This is a genomic window from Kitasatospora sp. NPDC101447 (genome assembly GCF_044767225.1).
In the GTDB taxonomy this organism is placed as follows: domain Bacteria; phylum Actinomycetota; class Actinomycetes; order Streptomycetales; family Streptomycetaceae; genus Kitasatospora.
Window position 1 is genome coordinate 388,109 of sequence record NZ_JBIWNL010000004.1, and the last position, 15,808, is coordinate 403,916.

Consider the following 15,808-nt stretch of genomic DNA (forward strand, 5'->3'; position numbering starts at 1 on the left):
AAGCCCATGCCGCGTGGCGACAGTGCCCGTGCACGAAGCACTGTCGCGAACACCCGCTCCTCCTACAGCTTTCGCACGTCCGCAGCCGCACCGCCGAAGCCGGCGACCGGCACCCGTGGGCCGGCCACCGTCGGCGAGGGGACCAACTGACCATGACCGCATCCGTGACCACCGCCGGGAACGAGCCGGAGGCAGCCGCCGCCCCGAGCCCGGCCAAGAAGATCGAGGGCCGCTCCCTCGGCCAGATCGCCTGGACGCGCTTCAAGCGCGACAAGGCCGCCGTCATCGGCGGCGTCGTGGTGATCCTGCTGATCCTGCTCGCCGTGCTGGCCAAGCCGATCGAGTCGATGTTCGGGCTCGACCCGGACGCCCTCCACCAGGACCTGCTGGACGCCGACCTCGGCGGTCTGCCGCTCGGCGACTGGGGCGGCATGAGCGGGGACCACCCGCTCGGCATCGACCCGCTGCAGGGCCGGGACCTGCTCACCCGTGTGATCGAGGGCTCCTGGGTCTCCCTGCTGGTCGCCTTCGGCGCGACCGTGCTGTCCAACACCATCGGCACCGTGCTCGGCATCATGGCCGGCTACTACGGCGGCTGGGTGGACACGCTGATCAGCCGGATCATGGACGTCTTCCTGGCCTTCCCGCTGCTGCTGTTCGCGATCGCCATCTCGACCTCGCTGCAGGGCGGTGCGTTCGGCCTGCACGGCCTGCCGCTGCACATCATGGTGCTGATCTTCGTGATCGGCTTCTTCAACTGGCCCTACATGGGCCGGATCGTGCGCGGACAGACGCTCTCCCTGCGCGAGCGGGAGTTCGTGCACGCGGCCCGCAGCCTCGGCGCCCGCGGCCCGTTCATCCTGTTCAAGGAACTGCTGCCGAACCTGGTCGGTCCGATCCTGGTCTACTCGACCCTGCTGATCCCGACCAACATCCTCTTCGAAGCCGGACTGAGCTTCCTCGGCGTCGGCATCCAGCCCCCGCAGGCCTCCTGGGGCGGGATGCTCCAGGACGCGATCCGGTACTACCAGGTGGACCCCCAGTACATGGTGGTCCCCGGTGTGGCGATCTTCATCACCGTGCTCGCCTTCAACCTGCTCGGCGACGGGCTGCGCGACGCCCTCGATCCCAAGAGCAACTGACTCCGAGCAGCTGACTCCGCGTCAGGACCCTCCACCGCCTCCACATCCCCAAGGGGTTGATCTCTCCCATGCGTAGGTCCCGTACCGTCGCCCTGACCGCGGCGGCCGCCGCCGCGGTCCTGGTCGTGACCGGCTGCTCCAGCTCGCCGAAGAAGAGCGACGACAACTCGTCCTCCGCATCGGGTGGCGGAGCCAACGCGGCCACCAAGAACATCGTCAACGCCTCGGACAAGAAGGGCGGGACGGTCACCTTCGAGATGAAGGGCACCCCGGACTCGCTCGACCCGGGCAACACGTACTACGCGTACATCTACAACTTCTCGCGCCTGTACGCCCGCCCGCTGACCACCTTCAACCCGGCCGCGGGCGAGGACGGCAACAAGCTCGTCCCGGACCTCGCCGAGTCGATGGGCCAGCCCAGCGCGGACGGCCTGACCTGGACGTACAAGCTGCGCCAGGGCCTGAAGTACGACGACGGCACCCCGATCTCCTCGAAGGACGTCAAGTACGCCGTCGAGCGCTCCAACTTCGCGCCGGACGTGAACTCCAACGGCCCGACCTACTTCCACGACCTGCTGGTCGACAACGACACGCCGTACGCGGGCCCGTACAAGGACAAGGCCGGCGGCCTGAACTCGATCGAGACGCCGGACGACACCACGATCGTCTTCCACCTGAAGCACCCGTTCGCGGACTTCGACTACCTGGTCAGCGCCCCGCAGACCGCGCCGGTCCCGCAGGCCAAGGACACCGGTGCCGACTACGTGAAGCACATCGTGTCCTCGGGCTCCTTCAAGTTCGAGTCCTACGAGGACGGCAAGCAGGCCGTCCTGGTGCCCAACACCAACTGGGACAAGAGCACCGACCCGATCCGGAAGCAGCTTCCGGAGAAGATCGTGCTCAAGATGAACATCGACCAGGCCACCATCGACAAGGACCTGCTGGCCGGCAACGCCCAGGTCGACCTGGTGGGCGGCGGCGTCGACCCGCAGACCCAGGCGCAGATCCTGCAGAACCCGAAGCTGAAGGCCAGCACCGACAACGCCTACGGCGGCCGTCTGGTCTACCTGGCGATCAACTCCAAGGTCGCGCCGTTCGACAACGTCGACTGCCGCAAGGCCGTCCAGTTCGCGATCGACAAGGTCTCGGTGCAGACCGCCGAGGGCGGCCCGATCCGCGGCCAGATCGCCAACACGGTGCTCCCGCCGGACATCCCGGGCCACCAGGACTTCAACGCGTTCGAGACCAAGGACAACAAGGGTGACGAGGCCAAGGCCAAGGACGCCCTGAAGGCCTGCGGCAAGGACAGCATCAACACCGTCATCTCGGCCCGGACCGAGCGCGCCACCGAGGTCGCCGCGGCCACCTCGATCCAGGCCGCGCTGAAGAAGGTCGGCATCAACGCCGAGATCCAGCAGTACCCGCAGGGCAAGTACCTGACCGACAGCGCCGGTGCCCCGCAGTTCACCCAGGACCACAACATCGGTCTGATGATGATGCAGTGGGGTGCCGACTGGCCGACCGGCTACGGCTTCCTGCAGCAGATCGTCGACGGCCGCGCGATCAAGCCCTCCGGCAACAGCAACCTGTCCCAGCTGGACGACCCGTCGGTCAACAAGCTGCTCGACGACGCCGCCGTCAACCCGGACAAGGCGGCCCGCGAGAAGATCTACGGCGACATCGACAAGAAGGTCATGGACCAGGCGGTCATCGTCCCGCTGACCTACTTCAAGGTCTTCCTGTACCGCCCGGACAACGCCACCAACCTGGCCTCCACGCCGGCGTTCTCGGGTGAGTACGACTACCTGAACATCGGCACCACCAAGTAAGAGCCTGGCTCCGCATCCCTGAAGGCAGGTGAAGGCAGCGGCGCCCGCCGCCGTCCGGAAGATCCCGGACGGCGGCGGGCCGCCGGAGCCGCCCAACTGTGTTTGCCTACATCATCCGCAGGATCTTCGCGGCGGTGCTACTGCTGCTGGTCGTCAGCGCGGTCACCTTCGCGATCTTCTTCCTGCTCCCGCGCGTCGCCGGCGAGACGGCCGACCAACTGGCCGCCCAGTACATCGGGAAGAACCCCTCACCCGAGGCGATCGCCGCGGTCAAGCAGAACCTCGGCCTCGACCAGCCGCTGTACACCCAGTACTGGAACTTCCTCAAGGGGCTGGTCAGCGGCGCCGAGTACAAGTTCGGGCCGGAACCGGCCACCTGCCACGTGCCCTGCTTCGGCTACTCCTTCAAGAACCACCTGGAGGTCTGGCCCGAGCTGTCCAAGCGGATCCCGGTCACCATCTCGCTCGCCATCGGCGCGGCCGTGCTCTGGCTGGTCTCCGGCGTCGCCACCGGCGTCGTCTCCGCCCTCAAGCCGCGGTCGATCTTCGACCGGCTCTCCATGGGCGTCGCCCTCGCCGGCGTCTCGCTGCCGGTCTTCTTCACCGGCGCGCTGCTGCTCACGCTGTTCAGCTACGAGTGGCCGATCCTGGACAACCTGCAGTACGTCGACTTCACCGACAACCCGCTGATGTGGGCCCGCAACCTGATCCTCCCCTGGATCTCGCTGGCCTTCCTCTACTCCGCGCTCTACGCCCGGCTCACCCGCGCCGGAATGCTGGAGACGATGAGCGAGGACTACATCCGCACCGCCCGGGCCAAGGGCCTGGCCGAGCGCAAGGTCGTCACCCGGCACGGGCTGCGCGCCGCGCTCACCCCGATCGTCACCATCTTCGGCATGGACCTCGGGCTGCTGCTCGGCGGCGCGCTGATCACCGAGCAGGTCTTCTCGCTCCAGGGCGTCGGCCAGTTCGCCGTCCAGGCGATCTCCGACAACGACCTGCCCAAGATCCTCGGCGTCACCCTGCTCGCCGCCTTCTTCATCGTCGCCTGCAACCTCGTGGTCGACCTCCTGTACGCCCTCGTCGACCCCCGGGTGAGGCTCTCGTGACCGAGCTCCAGAAGACCACGGCCGCCGCCGCTCCCGCTCCCGCACCGTCCGGCGACCCGTTCCTGTCCGTGCGGGACCTGCGGATCCACTTCGACACCGACGACGGCCTGGTCCGCTCGGTGGACGGCGTCAGCTTCGACCTGCACAAGGGACGCACCCTCGGCATCGTCGGCGAGTCCGGCTCCGGCAAGTCCGTCACCTCGCTGGGCATCATGGGCCTGCACCGCTCCAAGCGGGCCCGGATCAGCGGCGAGATCCGGCTGAACGGCGAGGACCTGATCGCGGCCGGCCCGGACCGGGTGCGCCAACTGCGCGGCCGCGAACTGGCGATGATCTTCCAGGACCCGCTGACCGCGATGCACCCCTACTACACGGTGGGGCAGCAGATCGTCGAGGCCTACCGGGTGCACCACCCCGAGGCCAACAAGAAGAAGGCCCGGGCCCGCGCGATCGAGATGCTCGACCGCGTCGGCATCCCGCAGCCCGACCGCCGGGTGGACGACTACCCGCACCAGTTCTCCGGCGGCATGCGCCAGCGCGCGATGATCGCCATGGCGCTGGTCAACGACCCCTCCCTGCTGATCGCCGACGAGCCCACCACCGCCCTGGACGTCACCGTCCAGGCGCAGATCCTGGACCTCATCCGCGACCTCCAGGAGGAGTTCGGCTCAGCCGTCATCATCATCACCCACGACCTCGGGGTGGTCGCCGAACTGGCCGACGACATCCTGGTCATGTACGGCGGCAAGTGCATCGAGCGCGGCCCGGCCGAGACCCTCTTCGACGCGCCCGAACACCCCTACACCTGGGGCCTGCTGGGCTCGATGCCGCGCCTGGACCGGGAGCTGCAGGACCGGCTCGTCCCGGTCAAGGGCACCCCGCCCAGCCTGATCAACGTGCCGACGGGCTGCGCCTTCCACCCGCGCTGTGCGTACGCCGCCCTGACCGACGGGCGCTCCACGAGCGACCTCCCGGTGCTGGCCGAGGCGGCGCCCGGGCACTTCGCGGCCTGTCACCTGTCGGCCGACGAGCGGCACCGCATCTTCGCCGAAGAGATCGCGCCCCGGCTGTGAGCCCGGCCTCGTACCACCTTTCTGGAGAGAACCGATGACGGACACTCAGGCGAGCCAGGCGGCGGCGATCCCGTCGCCGGCACCTGCCTCCGACCGCGAGCCGCTGCTGAAGGTGACCGGCCTGGCCCGGCACTTCCCGATCCGCAGCGGGCTGCTGCGGCGCCAGACCGGCGCGGTGCGGGCCGTCGACGGCATCGACTTCACCGTCAACGCCGGCGAGACGCTCGGTGTCGTCGGCGAGTCCGGCTGCGGCAAGTCGACCATGGGCCGGCTGGTCACCAGGCTCGACGAACCGACCGGCGGGAAGATCGAGTTCGAGGGCACCGACATCACCCACCTGAGCGTCGGGGCGATGCGACCGCTGCGCCGCGACATCCAGATGATCTTCCAGGACCCGTACTCCTCGCTGAACCCGCGGCACACCGTCGGCACCATCGTCGGCGCGCCGTTCAAGCTGCAGGACGCGGTGCCGGCGGGCGGGCTCAAGAAGGCCGTCCAGGAACTGCTGGAGCTGTGCGGCCTCAGCCCCGAGCACTACAACCGCTACCCGCACGAGTTCTCCGGCGGCCAGCGCCAGCGCATCGGCATCGCCCGGGCGCTCGCGCTGAAGCCGAAGATGATCGTCGCGGACGAGCCGGTCTCGGCCCTGGACGTCTCCATCCAGGCGCAGGTGGTCAACCTGCTGGACGACCTCCAGCAGGAGCTCGGCCTGACCTACCTGATCATCGCGCACGACCTCTCGGTGGTCCGGCACGTCTCGGACCGGGTGGCGGTGATGTACCTCGGCAAGGTCGTGGAGATCGCCGACCGGGACTCGCTCTACCGCACCCCGATGCACCCGTACACCAACGCGCTGATGTCCGCGGTGCCGGTCCCCGACCCGCGCCGCCGCCAGAGCGCCGGGCGCGAGCGGATCCTGCTCACCGGCGACGTCCCCTCCCCGATCAACCCGCCCAGCGGCTGCCGCTTCCGCACCCGCTGCTGGAAGGCCCAGGAGATCTGCGCCACCCAGGAGCCGCCGCTGACCGCGCTGAAGACCGGGCACCAGGTGGCGTGCCACTTCCCCGAGCACAGCGAGGGGAACGACCGGCGCAGCCCGGAGGACGCCCGGCCGGCAGCGGAGGAAGCCTCCTCCTGACACCACAGGCGGAGGGGAGGATTCCGGACAAGTCATAGTTGTGTGGTGACCTCGCAGATCTTCCCCTCCGACGTGCAGCAGTCGCTGGACCTCATCGGCATCTTCGTCTTCGCCCTCTCCGGGGGCCTGCTCGCCGTCCGCAAGAACATGGACATCTTCGGGATCTGTGTGCTGGCCGAGGTCACGGCCCTCGGCGGCGGAGTCATGCGCGACCTGGTGATCGGGGCGACCCCGGTCGCCGCGTTCACCAACCTCGGCTACTTCGTGACCCCGCTCGTCGCCGCGCTGGTGGTGTTCTTCCTGCACCCCGAGGTCGAGCGGATCAACCGCGCCGTGCAGACCCTGGACGCCCTCGGGCTCGGACTGTTCTGCGTCACCGGCACCGCCAAGGCGCACGACTTCGGGCTCGGCGCGGTCGCGTCGATCGCGCTCGGCATGGTCACCGCGGCCGGCGGCGGCGTGATCCGCGACGTCCTCGCGGGGGAGATCCCCTCGCTGCTGCGCTGGGACCGGGAGATCTACGCCGTTCCGGCCCTGGTGGGCGCCGCCCTGGTCGCGGTGCTGATCGGCGCGGACCGGCTCACCGGCGTGACCGGCACCGCCGCCGCGCTCACCGCCTTCGGCCTGCGGATGCTCGCCCTGAAGTACGGCTGGCGTGCCCCGCGGGCTTGGCACCGCAACGGTTCTCGCACCAGCGAGGAGTAGGCGAACCGCCGTACGCGAGCGAGATCGCCTCGGCCGTGCACAGCAGTTCCGGCACCATCCGGGCGAGTTCGGCCGCGGGCACCTCGGCGGCCGGGGCGCTCAGCGCGCAGGCCGCGACCGTCCGCCCGCCGCTGCCCGCGACCGGCGCGGCCACGCAGGTCACCGGCTCCCGGTGCTCGGCCGACTCCGCCGCCCAGCCCCGGCGGCGCACCGCCGCCAGCTCGGGCTCCTCGGGCACGCCGTCCGCCGGCAGCCCGGCCAGCAACACCCGGCCCACCGCCGTGCCCGTCACCGGGGCCCGCCGCCCGATCCGGGACGGCCCGGCGGCCGCCGGGCCGGCCACCTCGTCCAGGTACAGCACCTCGCCGTCGTGCAACACGGCGAGCCGGACGGTGAACCCGCAGCGGGCGTTGAGCTCGGCCAGGTACGGCGCGGCCACCTGCCGGACGTCGAAGTCCTCCAGCGCCCGGTGGGCCAGCGACAGCACCCGGCCGCCGAGCCGGTAGCGCAGGTCGGGCTGGCGCCGGGCGAAGCCGTGCTCCTCCAGGGTGCGCAGCAGCCGCAGTGCGGTGGACTTGTGCACCCCGAGGCTGGTCGCGGCCTGGTCGAGGGAGAGCGGTGCCTCGCCGAGCGCGCCGAGCAGGGTCAGCGCGCGGTCGACCGACTGCGTCATGGCGCCCCCCGTGGTTCCGGCTGAGAAGTGGCGTCAGGCTAACCGCTGGGTGGTGCAGTGGTACAAACCAGTGCCGGACACGGTCGTCCGGCAGTGGTGCAGACCACTGCCCGGCGCCGCGCCGGATCGTACGCGCGATGGCCGGATCGATGCGCAGGCCTGGAGGGCTGCGCGGTGCGGCCCTCTACAATCGGATGGTTATGCCATACCTGGACCATGCGGCGACCACGCCGATGCTGCCCGAGGCGATCGCCGCGATGACGGCGCACCTGGGGGTGGTCGGCAACGCCTCGGCCCTGCACGCGGCCGGCCGCCGGGCCCGCCGGGTGGTCGAGGAGTCCCGCGAGTCGCTGGCCGAGTCGCTGGGTGCCCGGCCGAGCGAGATCGTCTTCACCGGCGGCGGCACCGAGTCGGACAACCTGGCGGTCAAGGGCCTCTACTGGGCCCGCCGGGACGCCGACCCGGCCCGCACCCGGGTGCTGAGCAGCCCCGTCGAGCACCACGCGGTGCTGGACGCGGTGCACTGGCTCTCCGAGCACGAGGGCGCGTCCGTCGAGTACCTGCCGGTGGACCCGTACGGGCGGGTGCACCCGGAGGCGCTGCGCGCCGCGATCGAGCGGGACCCGGCGTCCGTGGCGCTGGTCACCGTGATGTGGGCCAACAACGAGGTCGGCACCGTCCAGCCGGTGCGCGAACTCGCCGCCGTCGCGGCCGAGTACGGCATCCCGATGCACGCCGACGCGGTGCAGGCGCTCGGTCAGCTCCCGGTCTCCTTCGCCGAGTCGGGGCTCACCGCACTCACCGTCACCGGCCACAAGATCGGCGGCCCGTTCGGCATCGGCGCGCTGCTGCTCTCCCGCGGCGCCAAGCCCGTACCGCTGCTGCACGGCGGCGGACAGGAACGCGACGTCCGCTCCGGCACCCTGGACGCCCCCGGCGCAGCCGGCTTCGCGGCCGCCGCGGCGTGGGCCGTCGCGCACCGGGAAGAGCAGGCGGTGCTGCTCGGCGGGCTCCGGGACTCACTGGTCTCGGCGGTGCTGGCCGCGGTGCCCGACGCGGTGCTCAACGGCGACCCGGAGCCCGGCGGCCGGCTGCCCGCCAACGCCCACTTCTCCTTCCCCGGCTGCGAGGGCGACGCACTGCTGATGCTGCTCGACGCGGCCGGCATCGAGTGCTCGACCGGCTCCGCGTGCACCGCCGGGGTGCCGCAGCCCAGCCACGTCCTGCTCGCCATGGGCGTCGATCCGCTGCTGGCGCGCGCGTCGCTGCGGTTCTCGCTCGGGCACACCTCGGTGCCGGAGGACGTCACGGCGCTCGCGGAGGCCATCGGGCCGGTCGTCCAGCGGGCGCGCAATGCCGGGCTGGCGTCGGTGCGGCGGTAGGAATTACCGGGGCGGGCATGTTCGGCGGCCACGTACTCTTGTAGTCACCATGACTGACTTCCCGGGTGCCCCGACCACTCCGTCCACCGGCCGTCTGCGCGTGCTCGCGGCGATGTCCGGCGGAGTCGACTCCGCCGTCGCCGCCGCCCGCGCCGTCGAAGCGGGGCACGAGGTGACCGGCGTCCACCTGGCGCTGTCCGCCAACCCGCAGTCCTTCCGGACCGGGGCCCGCGGCTGCTGCACCATCGAGGACTCCCGGGACGCCTGGCGGGCCGCCGACGTGATCGGCATCCCCTTCTACGTCTGGGACCTCGCCGAGCGCTTCCGCGAGGACGTCATCGACGACTTCGTCGCCGAGTACGCCGCCGGCCGCACGCCCAACCCGTGCCTGCGCTGCAACGAGAAGATCAAGTTCGCCGCGCTGCTGGACAAGGCGATCGCGCTCGGCTTCGACGCCGTCTGCACCGGCCACTACGCCCGCATCGTCGACCTCCCGGACGGCTCCCGCGAGCTGCACCGCGCCGTCGACGGCGCCAAGGACCAGTCGTACGTGCTCGGTGTGCTCGACGCCGACCAGCTCGCCCACTCGCTCTTCCCGCTCGGCGACACCACCAAGGACGCCATCCGCGAGGAGGCCGAGCGCCGGGGCCTGGCAGTCGCGAAGAAGCCCGACAGCCACGACATCTGCTTCATCGCGGACGGCGACACCCAGGGCTTCCTGGCCAAGCACCTCGGCACGGCGACCGGCGACATCCTCGACGTCGACGGCACCAAGCTCGGCGAGCACGACGGCGCGTACGGCTTCACCATCGGCCAGCGCAAGGGCCTGCGGATCGGCCGCCCGGCGGCGGACGGCAAGCCGCGGTACGTGCTGGACATCTCGCCGGTGAACAACACCGTGACGGTCGGCCCGGTCGAGGGCCTCGACGTGACCGGGCTGACCGCCATCCGCCCCCGCTGGTGCGGCACCGAGCCGCTGGCGGACGGCCGTTACACCGCCCAGCTGCGCGCCCACGGCGAGGAGGTGCCGGTCTCCGCGTCGGTGGTCGACGGTGAGCTGCGCGTCCGGCTGGACACCCCGGTCCGGGGCATCGCGCCCGGCCAGGCGGTGGTGCTGTACGACGGCACCCGGGTCGTCGGCTCCGCGACGATCGCCACCACCGAGCGCCCGGCCGTCAACGCCTGAAGCGGACGGCGCGGCGTCATCCACGGGGATGACGCCGCTGAATCCTCCGGATGACCACGGCCCGGGAATGCATCAATCGGGCTGATTCGAGGGCCCCGACCGCGAACCTAGTCTCGCGGTCATGAACCGATCCCGCCGCATCGCGGCCCTCGCCGCCCTCCTCCTCGCCCTGCCCCTCCCGACGGCCGGGGCCGCCATGGCCTCGCCGTCTTCATCGTTGTCCGCTGCTGCGCCCGGCGCGGTGACCCCGGCCGCCTTCCACGGTGAACTGCCGCGCCCCACCGGGCCGTACGCGGTCGGCGAGGAGGTGCTGCACCTGACCGACCAGGGCCGCACCGACCCGTGGGTGCCCTCGGCCGGCCCGCGGCAGGTGGCGGTGTCGATGTTCTACCCCGCCCGGGAGGGCACCGGCGTCCCCGCTCCCTACATGACCCTCGGCGAGGCCCAGGGCTTCGTGGCGACGCGGGTCCCGCCGGGCACCGGAGCCCGGCCGCAGGACCTCGCGGACACCAGGACGTACGCCTACACCGGCGCGAAGCCCGTCGGCGGGAAGCACCCGCTGGTCGTCCTCTCGCCCGGCTTCGAGAACCCCCGCGCCACGCTGACCGGCCTGGCCACCGACCTGGCCTCCCGCGGCTACGTCGTGGCCCTGGTCGGCCACACCTACGAGGACTCCGGCGAGACGCTCGCCGACGGCACCACCCCGGGCTGCGCGCTGTGCGACAGCGGCGCCCCGGACACCCTCCCCGACAGCCGGGCGAAGGACGTCTCGTTCGTCCTGGACCGGCTGACCGGGCACGACCCCGCCTGGCGTCTGTCGCACCTGATCGACCGCGACCGCATCGGCATGGCCGGGCACTCCATCGGCGGCGCGTCGGCGCTGACGGCGATGGCCGAGGACCGGCGGATCCGGGCCGGGGTGAACATGGACGGATCGTTCTTCCCGCCCGTCCCGGCCGACACGCTGGCCGGGCGCTCGTTCCTCCTGCTCGGCAAGCAGAGCAACCACACCGCCGACGGCGGGGACCCTTCCTGGGGGCAGGCCTGGGCCGGCTGGAAGGGCTACAAGCCCTGGCTGGCCGTCACGGGCACCAACCACGCGAGCTTCACGGACGTCCCGGTGCTGGCCGCCGGGATCGGCCTGCCGATGCCTCCGGGGACGACCACCTCACCGGAGCGCGGCATGCAGCTGACCCGGGAGTACGTCGGAGCCTTCCTCGACCGCACCCTGAAGGGCCTCCACCCGCCCCTGCTCGACGGCCCGTCGGCGGCCAACCCGGAGGTGCTGTTCCAGCACCCGTGAGCGGTGCCCGCGCGGGTCACTCGGGGGGCCCGGCCGTCCGGTGCGGACGGCCGGGCCCGATCAGCGCTGTGGGACGGGATGGTCGGGGGAGTCCAGCCAGACGTACTGGCCGTCAGGGGTGACGGTCAGGCCGAACCGGTCATGGCCGGGGCGGCCCTGGCCGGACCACCACTGATACGCGGCCGCGGCCTCGTCCCACAGCCTACGGGGGCGGTCCGGGTCAGGCCGCTGAGGAGCGTCCGTCCGCAGGTGCCTGGTCGGGCTCGGGGACGCGGTGCGGGGTGAACACGAATGCCGAGGTGTCGCCGTCCAAGTCGATGGTCAGTGATGCATCCAGGGCCTTGGCCAGGCGGGTGAGCAGCGGCAGGGTGGGCGCGGCGTCGCCGCCCTCGATGTTGGAGATCTGTGGCTGGGTCATTCCTGCGCGCCGCGCCAACTCAGCCTGAGAGAAGCCAAGTTCAGTGCGGCGGTCGTATACGGCCTGGCCAAGTGCAAATGCGTATCCGGCTTCCAAGTAGGCCGGGGACTCCTCGACCGACTCTCCGAGGAGCCTCTTGGTCCGGCGGGTCTTCCACTGCGAGTGGTTCACAGGCTTTCCTCCTTGATCCGGTCATAGCTGTGCTCGGCGGGACCATGGTCCGCCTCGCATGCCTTCTGGGCCTGGTGGGCGCGCTCGACCTCGGCCGTCTCGCGCTGCCTGGTCTTGCGGAACACCGTCAGCAACACGATTCGCCGCTCGGGGGTGAGCCAGTATGTGATGCGTACGGCGTTGCCGTCCATGGTGAAGCGCAGCTCGCGCAGTTTGCCCCCGAGGTGGCGGGTGTACGGCTCCCCGAGCGTGGTTGGGTGGGCCGCGAGCATGTCGGCCGCCCGCTCAGCTTTGTCGTACTGGGTGTCCGGCAGGAGTTCCAACCAACGTCGGACTTCCGGCTCGATCTCGATCTGCCACGGATCGCTCACGCAGTGATTATACAGAAATCCATATGGACCTGTCGTCCGAGTCGAGGCCCTCGGGGGCGCAGCAGGTGGCCGCATGATCGCTCCGCGTCGGGCGCGTGAGCTCCTCGGTGAGGCCGAAGTGAATGGTCGGTCCTGCTACAGCGGCGGGTTGTCGTCGGCCGTGAACGGGGCGCCGTGGCCGGGGACGATCACGTCGGCCGCCGCGAGCACCCGGCGGCGGGAGGCCCGCAGGACCTCGCGGTCGGGGGCGACCGGGTCGTCGGCCGGGCCGTTCCGGTGCCACCACAGGTCGCCGGCGAAGGCGACGACGCCCGCGTCCGTGCCGGCCAGCAGGGTGATGTCCTCGTGGCTGTGGCCGGGGGTGCGGATGAGGCGCAGGGAGGGGGTGAGTTCGTAGCCCTCGGCGTCGCGGTTGGTCCAGTGGTGGCCCTGGTACTCGACCTTGTGGTCGTGGACCCGGGCCTTCCCGAACAGGCCGACGTTCATGGTGTTGTCCGGGTGGTGGTGGCTGAGCACGACATCGGTGATGTCGTCGGGGCCGAGCCCCAACTCGGCGAGCGGGGCGAGGATGTCGTCGTGGCCGGAGACCATGCCCGGGTCGAAGATCACGTGCCGTCCCGCGTCCGCGACGTAGGAGACGGTGGCGGCGACCCCGGGGCCGGTGGAGCCGACGTAGCCGGTGGTCAGGACCTGGTACTGGGCGCTGCGGCCGAGCGGTGCGTCGTTCATGCCCCGATCCTTTCGGACCGGCCCGCCCCCGACGAGTGGCACGGATGCCACTGATCGCAGGAAATGTGCCATCATCCGCGGATGGCTTCCACGGCTCCCTTCACGACCGTCGCCGCGTACGTCCCGCCCGGCGTCGGCATGCTGGCCGTCGGCATCGTCGCCGAGGTGTTCGGCCCGCACGGGGAGGCGGCACCGGGCTTCGACTTCGCCCTCTGCGCGGACCGGACGGGAAGCGTCCCGACCGACCTGGGCGTGCCGATCGCCGTCGAGCACGGCCTGGACCGGCTGGCCGCCGCCGATCTCGTGCTCGCCCTGCCCGGCGCCGGATTCCGTACGCCGCCCTCTCCCGCCGTGCTCGACGCGCTGTCGGCCGCGCACGAGCGCGGAGCGCTGGTCGCCGCCCACTGCGTCGGCACGTTCGCGCTCGCCGCCGCCGGTCTGCTCGCCGGCCGTCGGGCCACCACGCACTGGCGGTTCGCCGGGTTGCTGGCCCGCACCTACCCGGACGTCACCGTCGAACCCGACGCGCTCTACCTCGACGAGGGGCGGATCACCACGGGAGCGGGAGCCGCCGCCGGCTTCGACCTGTGCCTGCACCTGATCCGGCGGGAGCACGGAACCGCCCTGGCCAACCACATCGCCCGGGACATGGTGCTGCCTTCCCACCGCGACGGCGGGCAGGCCCAGTACCTGGCCGTGCCCGTCCCCGAGGACGGCCAGGACGAGCGCCTCGCCGAGGTGCTGGCCTGGGCCCGCGGGCACCTCCACGAGCCGCTGCCGGTCGCGGAGTTGGCGCAGCGGGCGATGATGAGCAAGCGCTCCTTCCTCCGCCGCTTCGCCGCGGCCACCGGCACCACCCCGCACGCCTGGCTGCGGGACCTGCGGCTGAGCGGCGCCGAGGAACTCCTGGAGACGACCGACCTGCCGGTCGAGGAGATCGCCCGCCGGGTCGGCTACGGCAGCGCGGCCGTCCTGCGCGAACAGTTCGTCCGCCGCCGCGGAGTCCCGCCCCGCACCTACCGCCGGGCCTTCACCCGGGTGTCCGCTCCGGCGGCTACGGTTCCCGAGGCACACCTCCCGGGGAGACTCGTTCCGTACAAGGACTGAGCCCCGAGCCGGGCTACTGCACCTCGCGGTACCAGCGGCGGTGCACCAGGGGTTCGACGCACAGCACCGCCGCACCGGCGGTCACGCCGACCAGCAGCGCTGCCGCGCCGCCGCCGTTGACCACCGCGCCGAGGCAGCCCGCCGCAACGGCGAGCGGCCGCAGCAGCGTCAGCGGGCCGAGGCCGATGACCATCGCCAGGGTGCCGGCGCGGAACGGCAGGGTGAAGTAGGCGGCGAGCGAGAGCAGGACGGCGGCCGCGTAGACGGCCAGCGGGAGCAGGTAGCCGAGAGCGCCGGCGGTCAGGTCGGCGTACGTTCGCTCCTGGTCGGCGGCCGTCACCAGCAGCAGGCCCGCCACCGCCGCCGGGGCGGTCAGCAGGACGGCCCCGACCGCGAACCCCCGCCCGGCGGCCCGGAGGTTGCGCCGGTGCTTGCGGATGCGGGCGTCGCGTCCGGCGTAGGCGCGGAAGCCGCTGAAGGCCGAGTCGACCAGGCCCAGCACCAGGAGGGCGGCGGCGAGCGTCATCGGGCGGCCCCGACCAGGTGCTCGGGCCCGACCAGCCGTCGGGCGCGGCGGCCGAGGGCCCGCCGCAGCGGCGCCTCCAGCTCCGGCCGTACGCCGATCACCGGCCGCAGCGTGGTGCAGAACGGGTTGGACAGTCCGCGCGGCTCGTACACCAGCGCCCGCATGCCGGGCACCGCCGCCGCCCGCAGCAGCACCTCGTCGGGGTGCGCCCGCATCGCGGAGACCACGCCGTCGTGGCGGCCGAGGGGGTGGCGCATCCGGGCACGGTGGAAGACCCAGGCGCCGACGGGCGCCAGGCCGGTCGCGGCGATGTCGAAGTGGCAGAAGGCGAGCGCGGGCGACGCGGCCTGTGCCCGGAAGAACTCCCCGAGGGCGTCCGCGCCGAAGTGGTGGAGCACTCCGGTGGAGACGTAGACCGTGGCGGCTTCCGGCAGTTCGAAGGCGTTGCCGTGGACGAAGCGGCAGTCGAGCCCCTCCGTGCGGGCGAGCCGGTCCGCCTCGCCGACGAGTGCGGCGTTCAGGTCGACGCCGACGAGTTCGACGTCGGGGCCGAGGGCGCCGGTGGCGGCGAGCCAGCGGACCAGGTAGCCGAGGCCGCAGCCGACGTCGACCAGGCGGTAGGGGCCGGGACGGCCGCCGTCCGCCCGGATCGCGTCGAACAGCGGGCCGAGCAGGTGGACGAGGCGGTCGCCGATGCGCAGTTCCTCGCTGAGCCGCTGGAGTTCGGTGTGCACGCCGACGAGCAGCCGGTCGACGGCGTCGGGGTCGAGCACGCCGTCGCGGTCGGCGGGCAGCCCGGCGACGATCCGGGCGGCCGGTTCGTCCCCGCCCTCCCGCAGCTGCCGGACGACCTCGTCGCGGGCGACCGGGAGCCGGCGGCCGTCGCGCGGGTCCACGGCCGTGATCAGGTCCGATATCTCCAGTTGGCGCACGCGCAGCACCTTAG

General features: G+C 71.8%; 16 protein-coding genes. 10 read left to right on the top strand and 6 right to left on the bottom strand.

Annotated elements, in window-relative coordinates; translation table 11 throughout:
- Window positions 1–152 precede the first annotated feature (152 nt).
- The 6 genes from ACIRST_RS08730 to ACIRST_RS08755 all read left to right on the top strand — a co-directional run bounded on the left by ACIRST_RS08730 (window position 153) and on the right by ACIRST_RS08755 (window position 6,996).
- Complete coding sequence (locus tag ACIRST_RS08730) at window positions 153–1,142, top strand: ABC transporter permease (RefSeq protein ID WP_402800893.1); 990 nt, start codon at window positions 153–155, stop codon at window positions 1,140–1,142.
- Between the two features lie 68 nt (window positions 1,143–1,210).
- Window positions 1,211–2,971 (top strand): ABC transporter substrate-binding protein, encoded by a 1,761-nt coding sequence (locus tag ACIRST_RS08735; protein ID WP_350520205.1) that lies wholly within the window; start codon window positions 1,211–1,213, stop codon window positions 2,969–2,971.
- A 98-nt stretch (window positions 2,972–3,069) separates the two neighbouring features.
- A complete protein-coding gene (locus ACIRST_RS08740; RefSeq protein WP_350520204.1) occupies window positions 3,070–4,080 on the top strand; it encodes an ABC transporter permease in 1,011 nt (336 codons plus the stop codon).
- Window positions 4,077–5,153, top strand: coding sequence for an ABC transporter ATP-binding protein (locus tag ACIRST_RS08745; protein ID WP_350520203.1), 1,077 nt, complete (start codon window positions 4,077–4,079; stop codon window positions 5,151–5,153). Before ACIRST_RS08740 ends, ACIRST_RS08745 begins: the two co-directional genes overlap by 4 nt.
- A 34-nt stretch (window positions 5,154–5,187) precedes the next feature.
- Complete coding sequence (locus tag ACIRST_RS08750; protein WP_350520202.1) at window positions 5,188–6,291, top strand: dipeptide ABC transporter ATP-binding protein; 1,104 nt, start codon at window positions 5,188–5,190, stop codon at window positions 6,289–6,291.
- Window positions 6,292–6,336: 45 nt separating this feature from the next.
- Window positions 6,337–6,996, top strand: coding sequence for a trimeric intracellular cation channel family protein (locus ACIRST_RS08755; protein ID WP_350520201.1), 660 nt, complete (start codon window positions 6,337–6,339; stop codon window positions 6,994–6,996).
- Here the strand turns inward: ACIRST_RS08755 and ACIRST_RS08760 are convergent.
- Complete coding sequence (locus tag ACIRST_RS08760) at window positions 6,902–7,669, bottom strand: IclR family transcriptional regulator (RefSeq protein ID WP_350520200.1); 768 nt, start codon at window positions 7,667–7,669, stop codon at window positions 6,902–6,904. The two genes, ACIRST_RS08755 and ACIRST_RS08760, sit on opposite strands and share 95 nt — an antisense overlap.
- Window positions 7,670–7,869: 200 nt before the next feature.
- Between ACIRST_RS08760 and ACIRST_RS08765 the strand changes: the two genes are divergently transcribed.
- The 3 genes from ACIRST_RS08765 (at window position 7,870) to ACIRST_RS08775 (ending at window position 11,540) form a co-directional block, all read left to right on the top strand.
- Window positions 7,870–9,051, top strand: a complete 1,182-nt coding sequence (locus ACIRST_RS08765; RefSeq protein ID WP_402800897.1) for a cysteine desulfurase family protein — start codon at window positions 7,870–7,872, stop codon at window positions 9,049–9,051.
- A gap of 49 nt (window positions 9,052–9,100) precedes the next feature.
- Complete coding sequence (gene mnmA / locus ACIRST_RS08770; RefSeq protein ID WP_350520198.1) at window positions 9,101–10,237, top strand: tRNA 2-thiouridine(34) synthase MnmA; 1,137 nt, start codon at window positions 9,101–9,103, stop codon at window positions 10,235–10,237.
- A 121-nt stretch (window positions 10,238–10,358) separates the two neighbouring features.
- A complete protein-coding gene (locus tag ACIRST_RS08775) occupies window positions 10,359–11,540 on the top strand; it encodes an alpha/beta hydrolase family protein (protein ID WP_402800900.1) in 1,182 nt (393 codons plus the stop codon).
- 220 nt (window positions 11,541–11,760) lie between these two features.
- Here the strand turns inward: ACIRST_RS08775 and ACIRST_RS08780 are convergent, their stop codons facing one another.
- From ACIRST_RS08780 to ACIRST_RS08790, 3 genes are all read right to left on the bottom strand, one after another.
- Window positions 11,761–12,129 carry a helix-turn-helix domain-containing protein gene (locus ACIRST_RS08780; protein WP_402800902.1) on the bottom strand — a complete coding sequence of 123 codons (369 nt, stop codon included), beginning with the start codon at window positions 12,127–12,129 and terminating at the stop codon, window positions 11,761–11,763.
- Window positions 12,126–12,500: a type II toxin-antitoxin system RelE/ParE family toxin gene (locus ACIRST_RS08785; protein WP_402800904.1), complete on the bottom strand. Its 375-nt coding sequence runs from the start codon at window positions 12,498–12,500 to the stop codon at window positions 12,126–12,128. Before ACIRST_RS08785 ends, ACIRST_RS08780 begins: the two co-directional genes overlap by 4 nt.
- Window positions 12,501–12,635: 135 nt before the next feature.
- Window positions 12,636–13,229, bottom strand: coding sequence for an MBL fold metallo-hydrolase (locus ACIRST_RS08790; RefSeq protein ID WP_402800906.1), 594 nt, complete (start codon window positions 13,227–13,229; stop codon window positions 12,636–12,638).
- 81 nt (window positions 13,230–13,310) lie between these two features.
- On the opposite strand from ACIRST_RS08790, the gene ACIRST_RS08795 reads away from it, so the two are divergent.
- Entirely contained in the window at window positions 13,311–14,336 is a 1,026-nt protein-coding gene (locus tag ACIRST_RS08795) for a GlxA family transcriptional regulator (protein WP_402800909.1), read from the top strand.
- 13 nt (window positions 14,337–14,349) lie between these two features.
- On the opposite strand, the gene ACIRST_RS08800 is transcribed toward ACIRST_RS08795, so the two are convergent.
- Together ACIRST_RS08800 and ACIRST_RS08805 are read right to left on the bottom strand one after the other, a co-directional pair.
- Window positions 14,350–14,862, bottom strand: coding sequence for a hypothetical protein (locus ACIRST_RS08800; RefSeq protein WP_402800912.1), 513 nt, complete (start codon window positions 14,860–14,862; stop codon window positions 14,350–14,352).
- A complete protein-coding gene (locus tag ACIRST_RS08805; protein ID WP_402800914.1) occupies window positions 14,859–15,794 on the bottom strand; it encodes a class I SAM-dependent methyltransferase in 936 nt (311 codons plus the stop codon). Before ACIRST_RS08805 ends, ACIRST_RS08800 begins: the two co-directional genes overlap by 4 nt.
- Window positions 15,795–15,808: the final 14 nt, after the last annotated feature.

What these genes read in the sequence shown, in the direction of transcription:
- ACIRST_RS08730 (WP_402800893.1), top strand. Translation starts at nt 153, where the DNA reads ATGACCGCATCCGTGACCACCGCCGGGAACGAGCCGGAGGCAGCCGCC.
- ACIRST_RS08735 (WP_350520205.1), top strand. Translation starts at nt 1,211, where the DNA reads ATGCGTAGGTCCCGTACCGTCGCCCTGACCGCGGCGGCCGCCGCCGCG.
- ACIRST_RS08750 (WP_350520202.1), top strand. Translation starts at nt 5,188, where the DNA reads ATGACGGACACTCAGGCGAGCCAGGCGGCGGCGATCCCGTCGCCGGCA.
- ACIRST_RS08760 (WP_350520200.1), bottom strand. Translation starts at nt 7,669, where the DNA reads ATGACGCAGTCGGTCGACCGCGCGCTGACCCTGCTCGGCGCGCTCGGC.
- ACIRST_RS08765 (WP_402800897.1), top strand. Translation starts at nt 7,870, where the DNA reads ATGCCATACCTGGACCATGCGGCGACCACGCCGATGCTGCCCGAGGCG.
- mnmA (WP_350520198.1), top strand. Translation starts at nt 9,101, where the DNA reads ATGACTGACTTCCCGGGTGCCCCGACCACTCCGTCCACCGGCCGTCTG.
- ACIRST_RS08775 (WP_402800900.1), top strand. Translation starts at nt 10,359, where the DNA reads ATGAACCGATCCCGCCGCATCGCGGCCCTCGCCGCCCTCCTCCTCGCC.
- ACIRST_RS08790 (WP_402800906.1), bottom strand. Translation starts at nt 13,229, where the DNA reads ATGAACGACGCACCGCTCGGCCGCAGCGCCCAGTACCAGGTCCTGACC.
- ACIRST_RS08795 (WP_402800909.1), top strand. Translation starts at nt 13,311, where the DNA reads ATGGCTTCCACGGCTCCCTTCACGACCGTCGCCGCGTACGTCCCGCCC.
- ACIRST_RS08800 (WP_402800912.1), bottom strand. Translation starts at nt 14,862, where the DNA reads ATGACGCTCGCCGCCGCCCTCCTGGTGCTGGGCCTGGTCGACTCGGCC.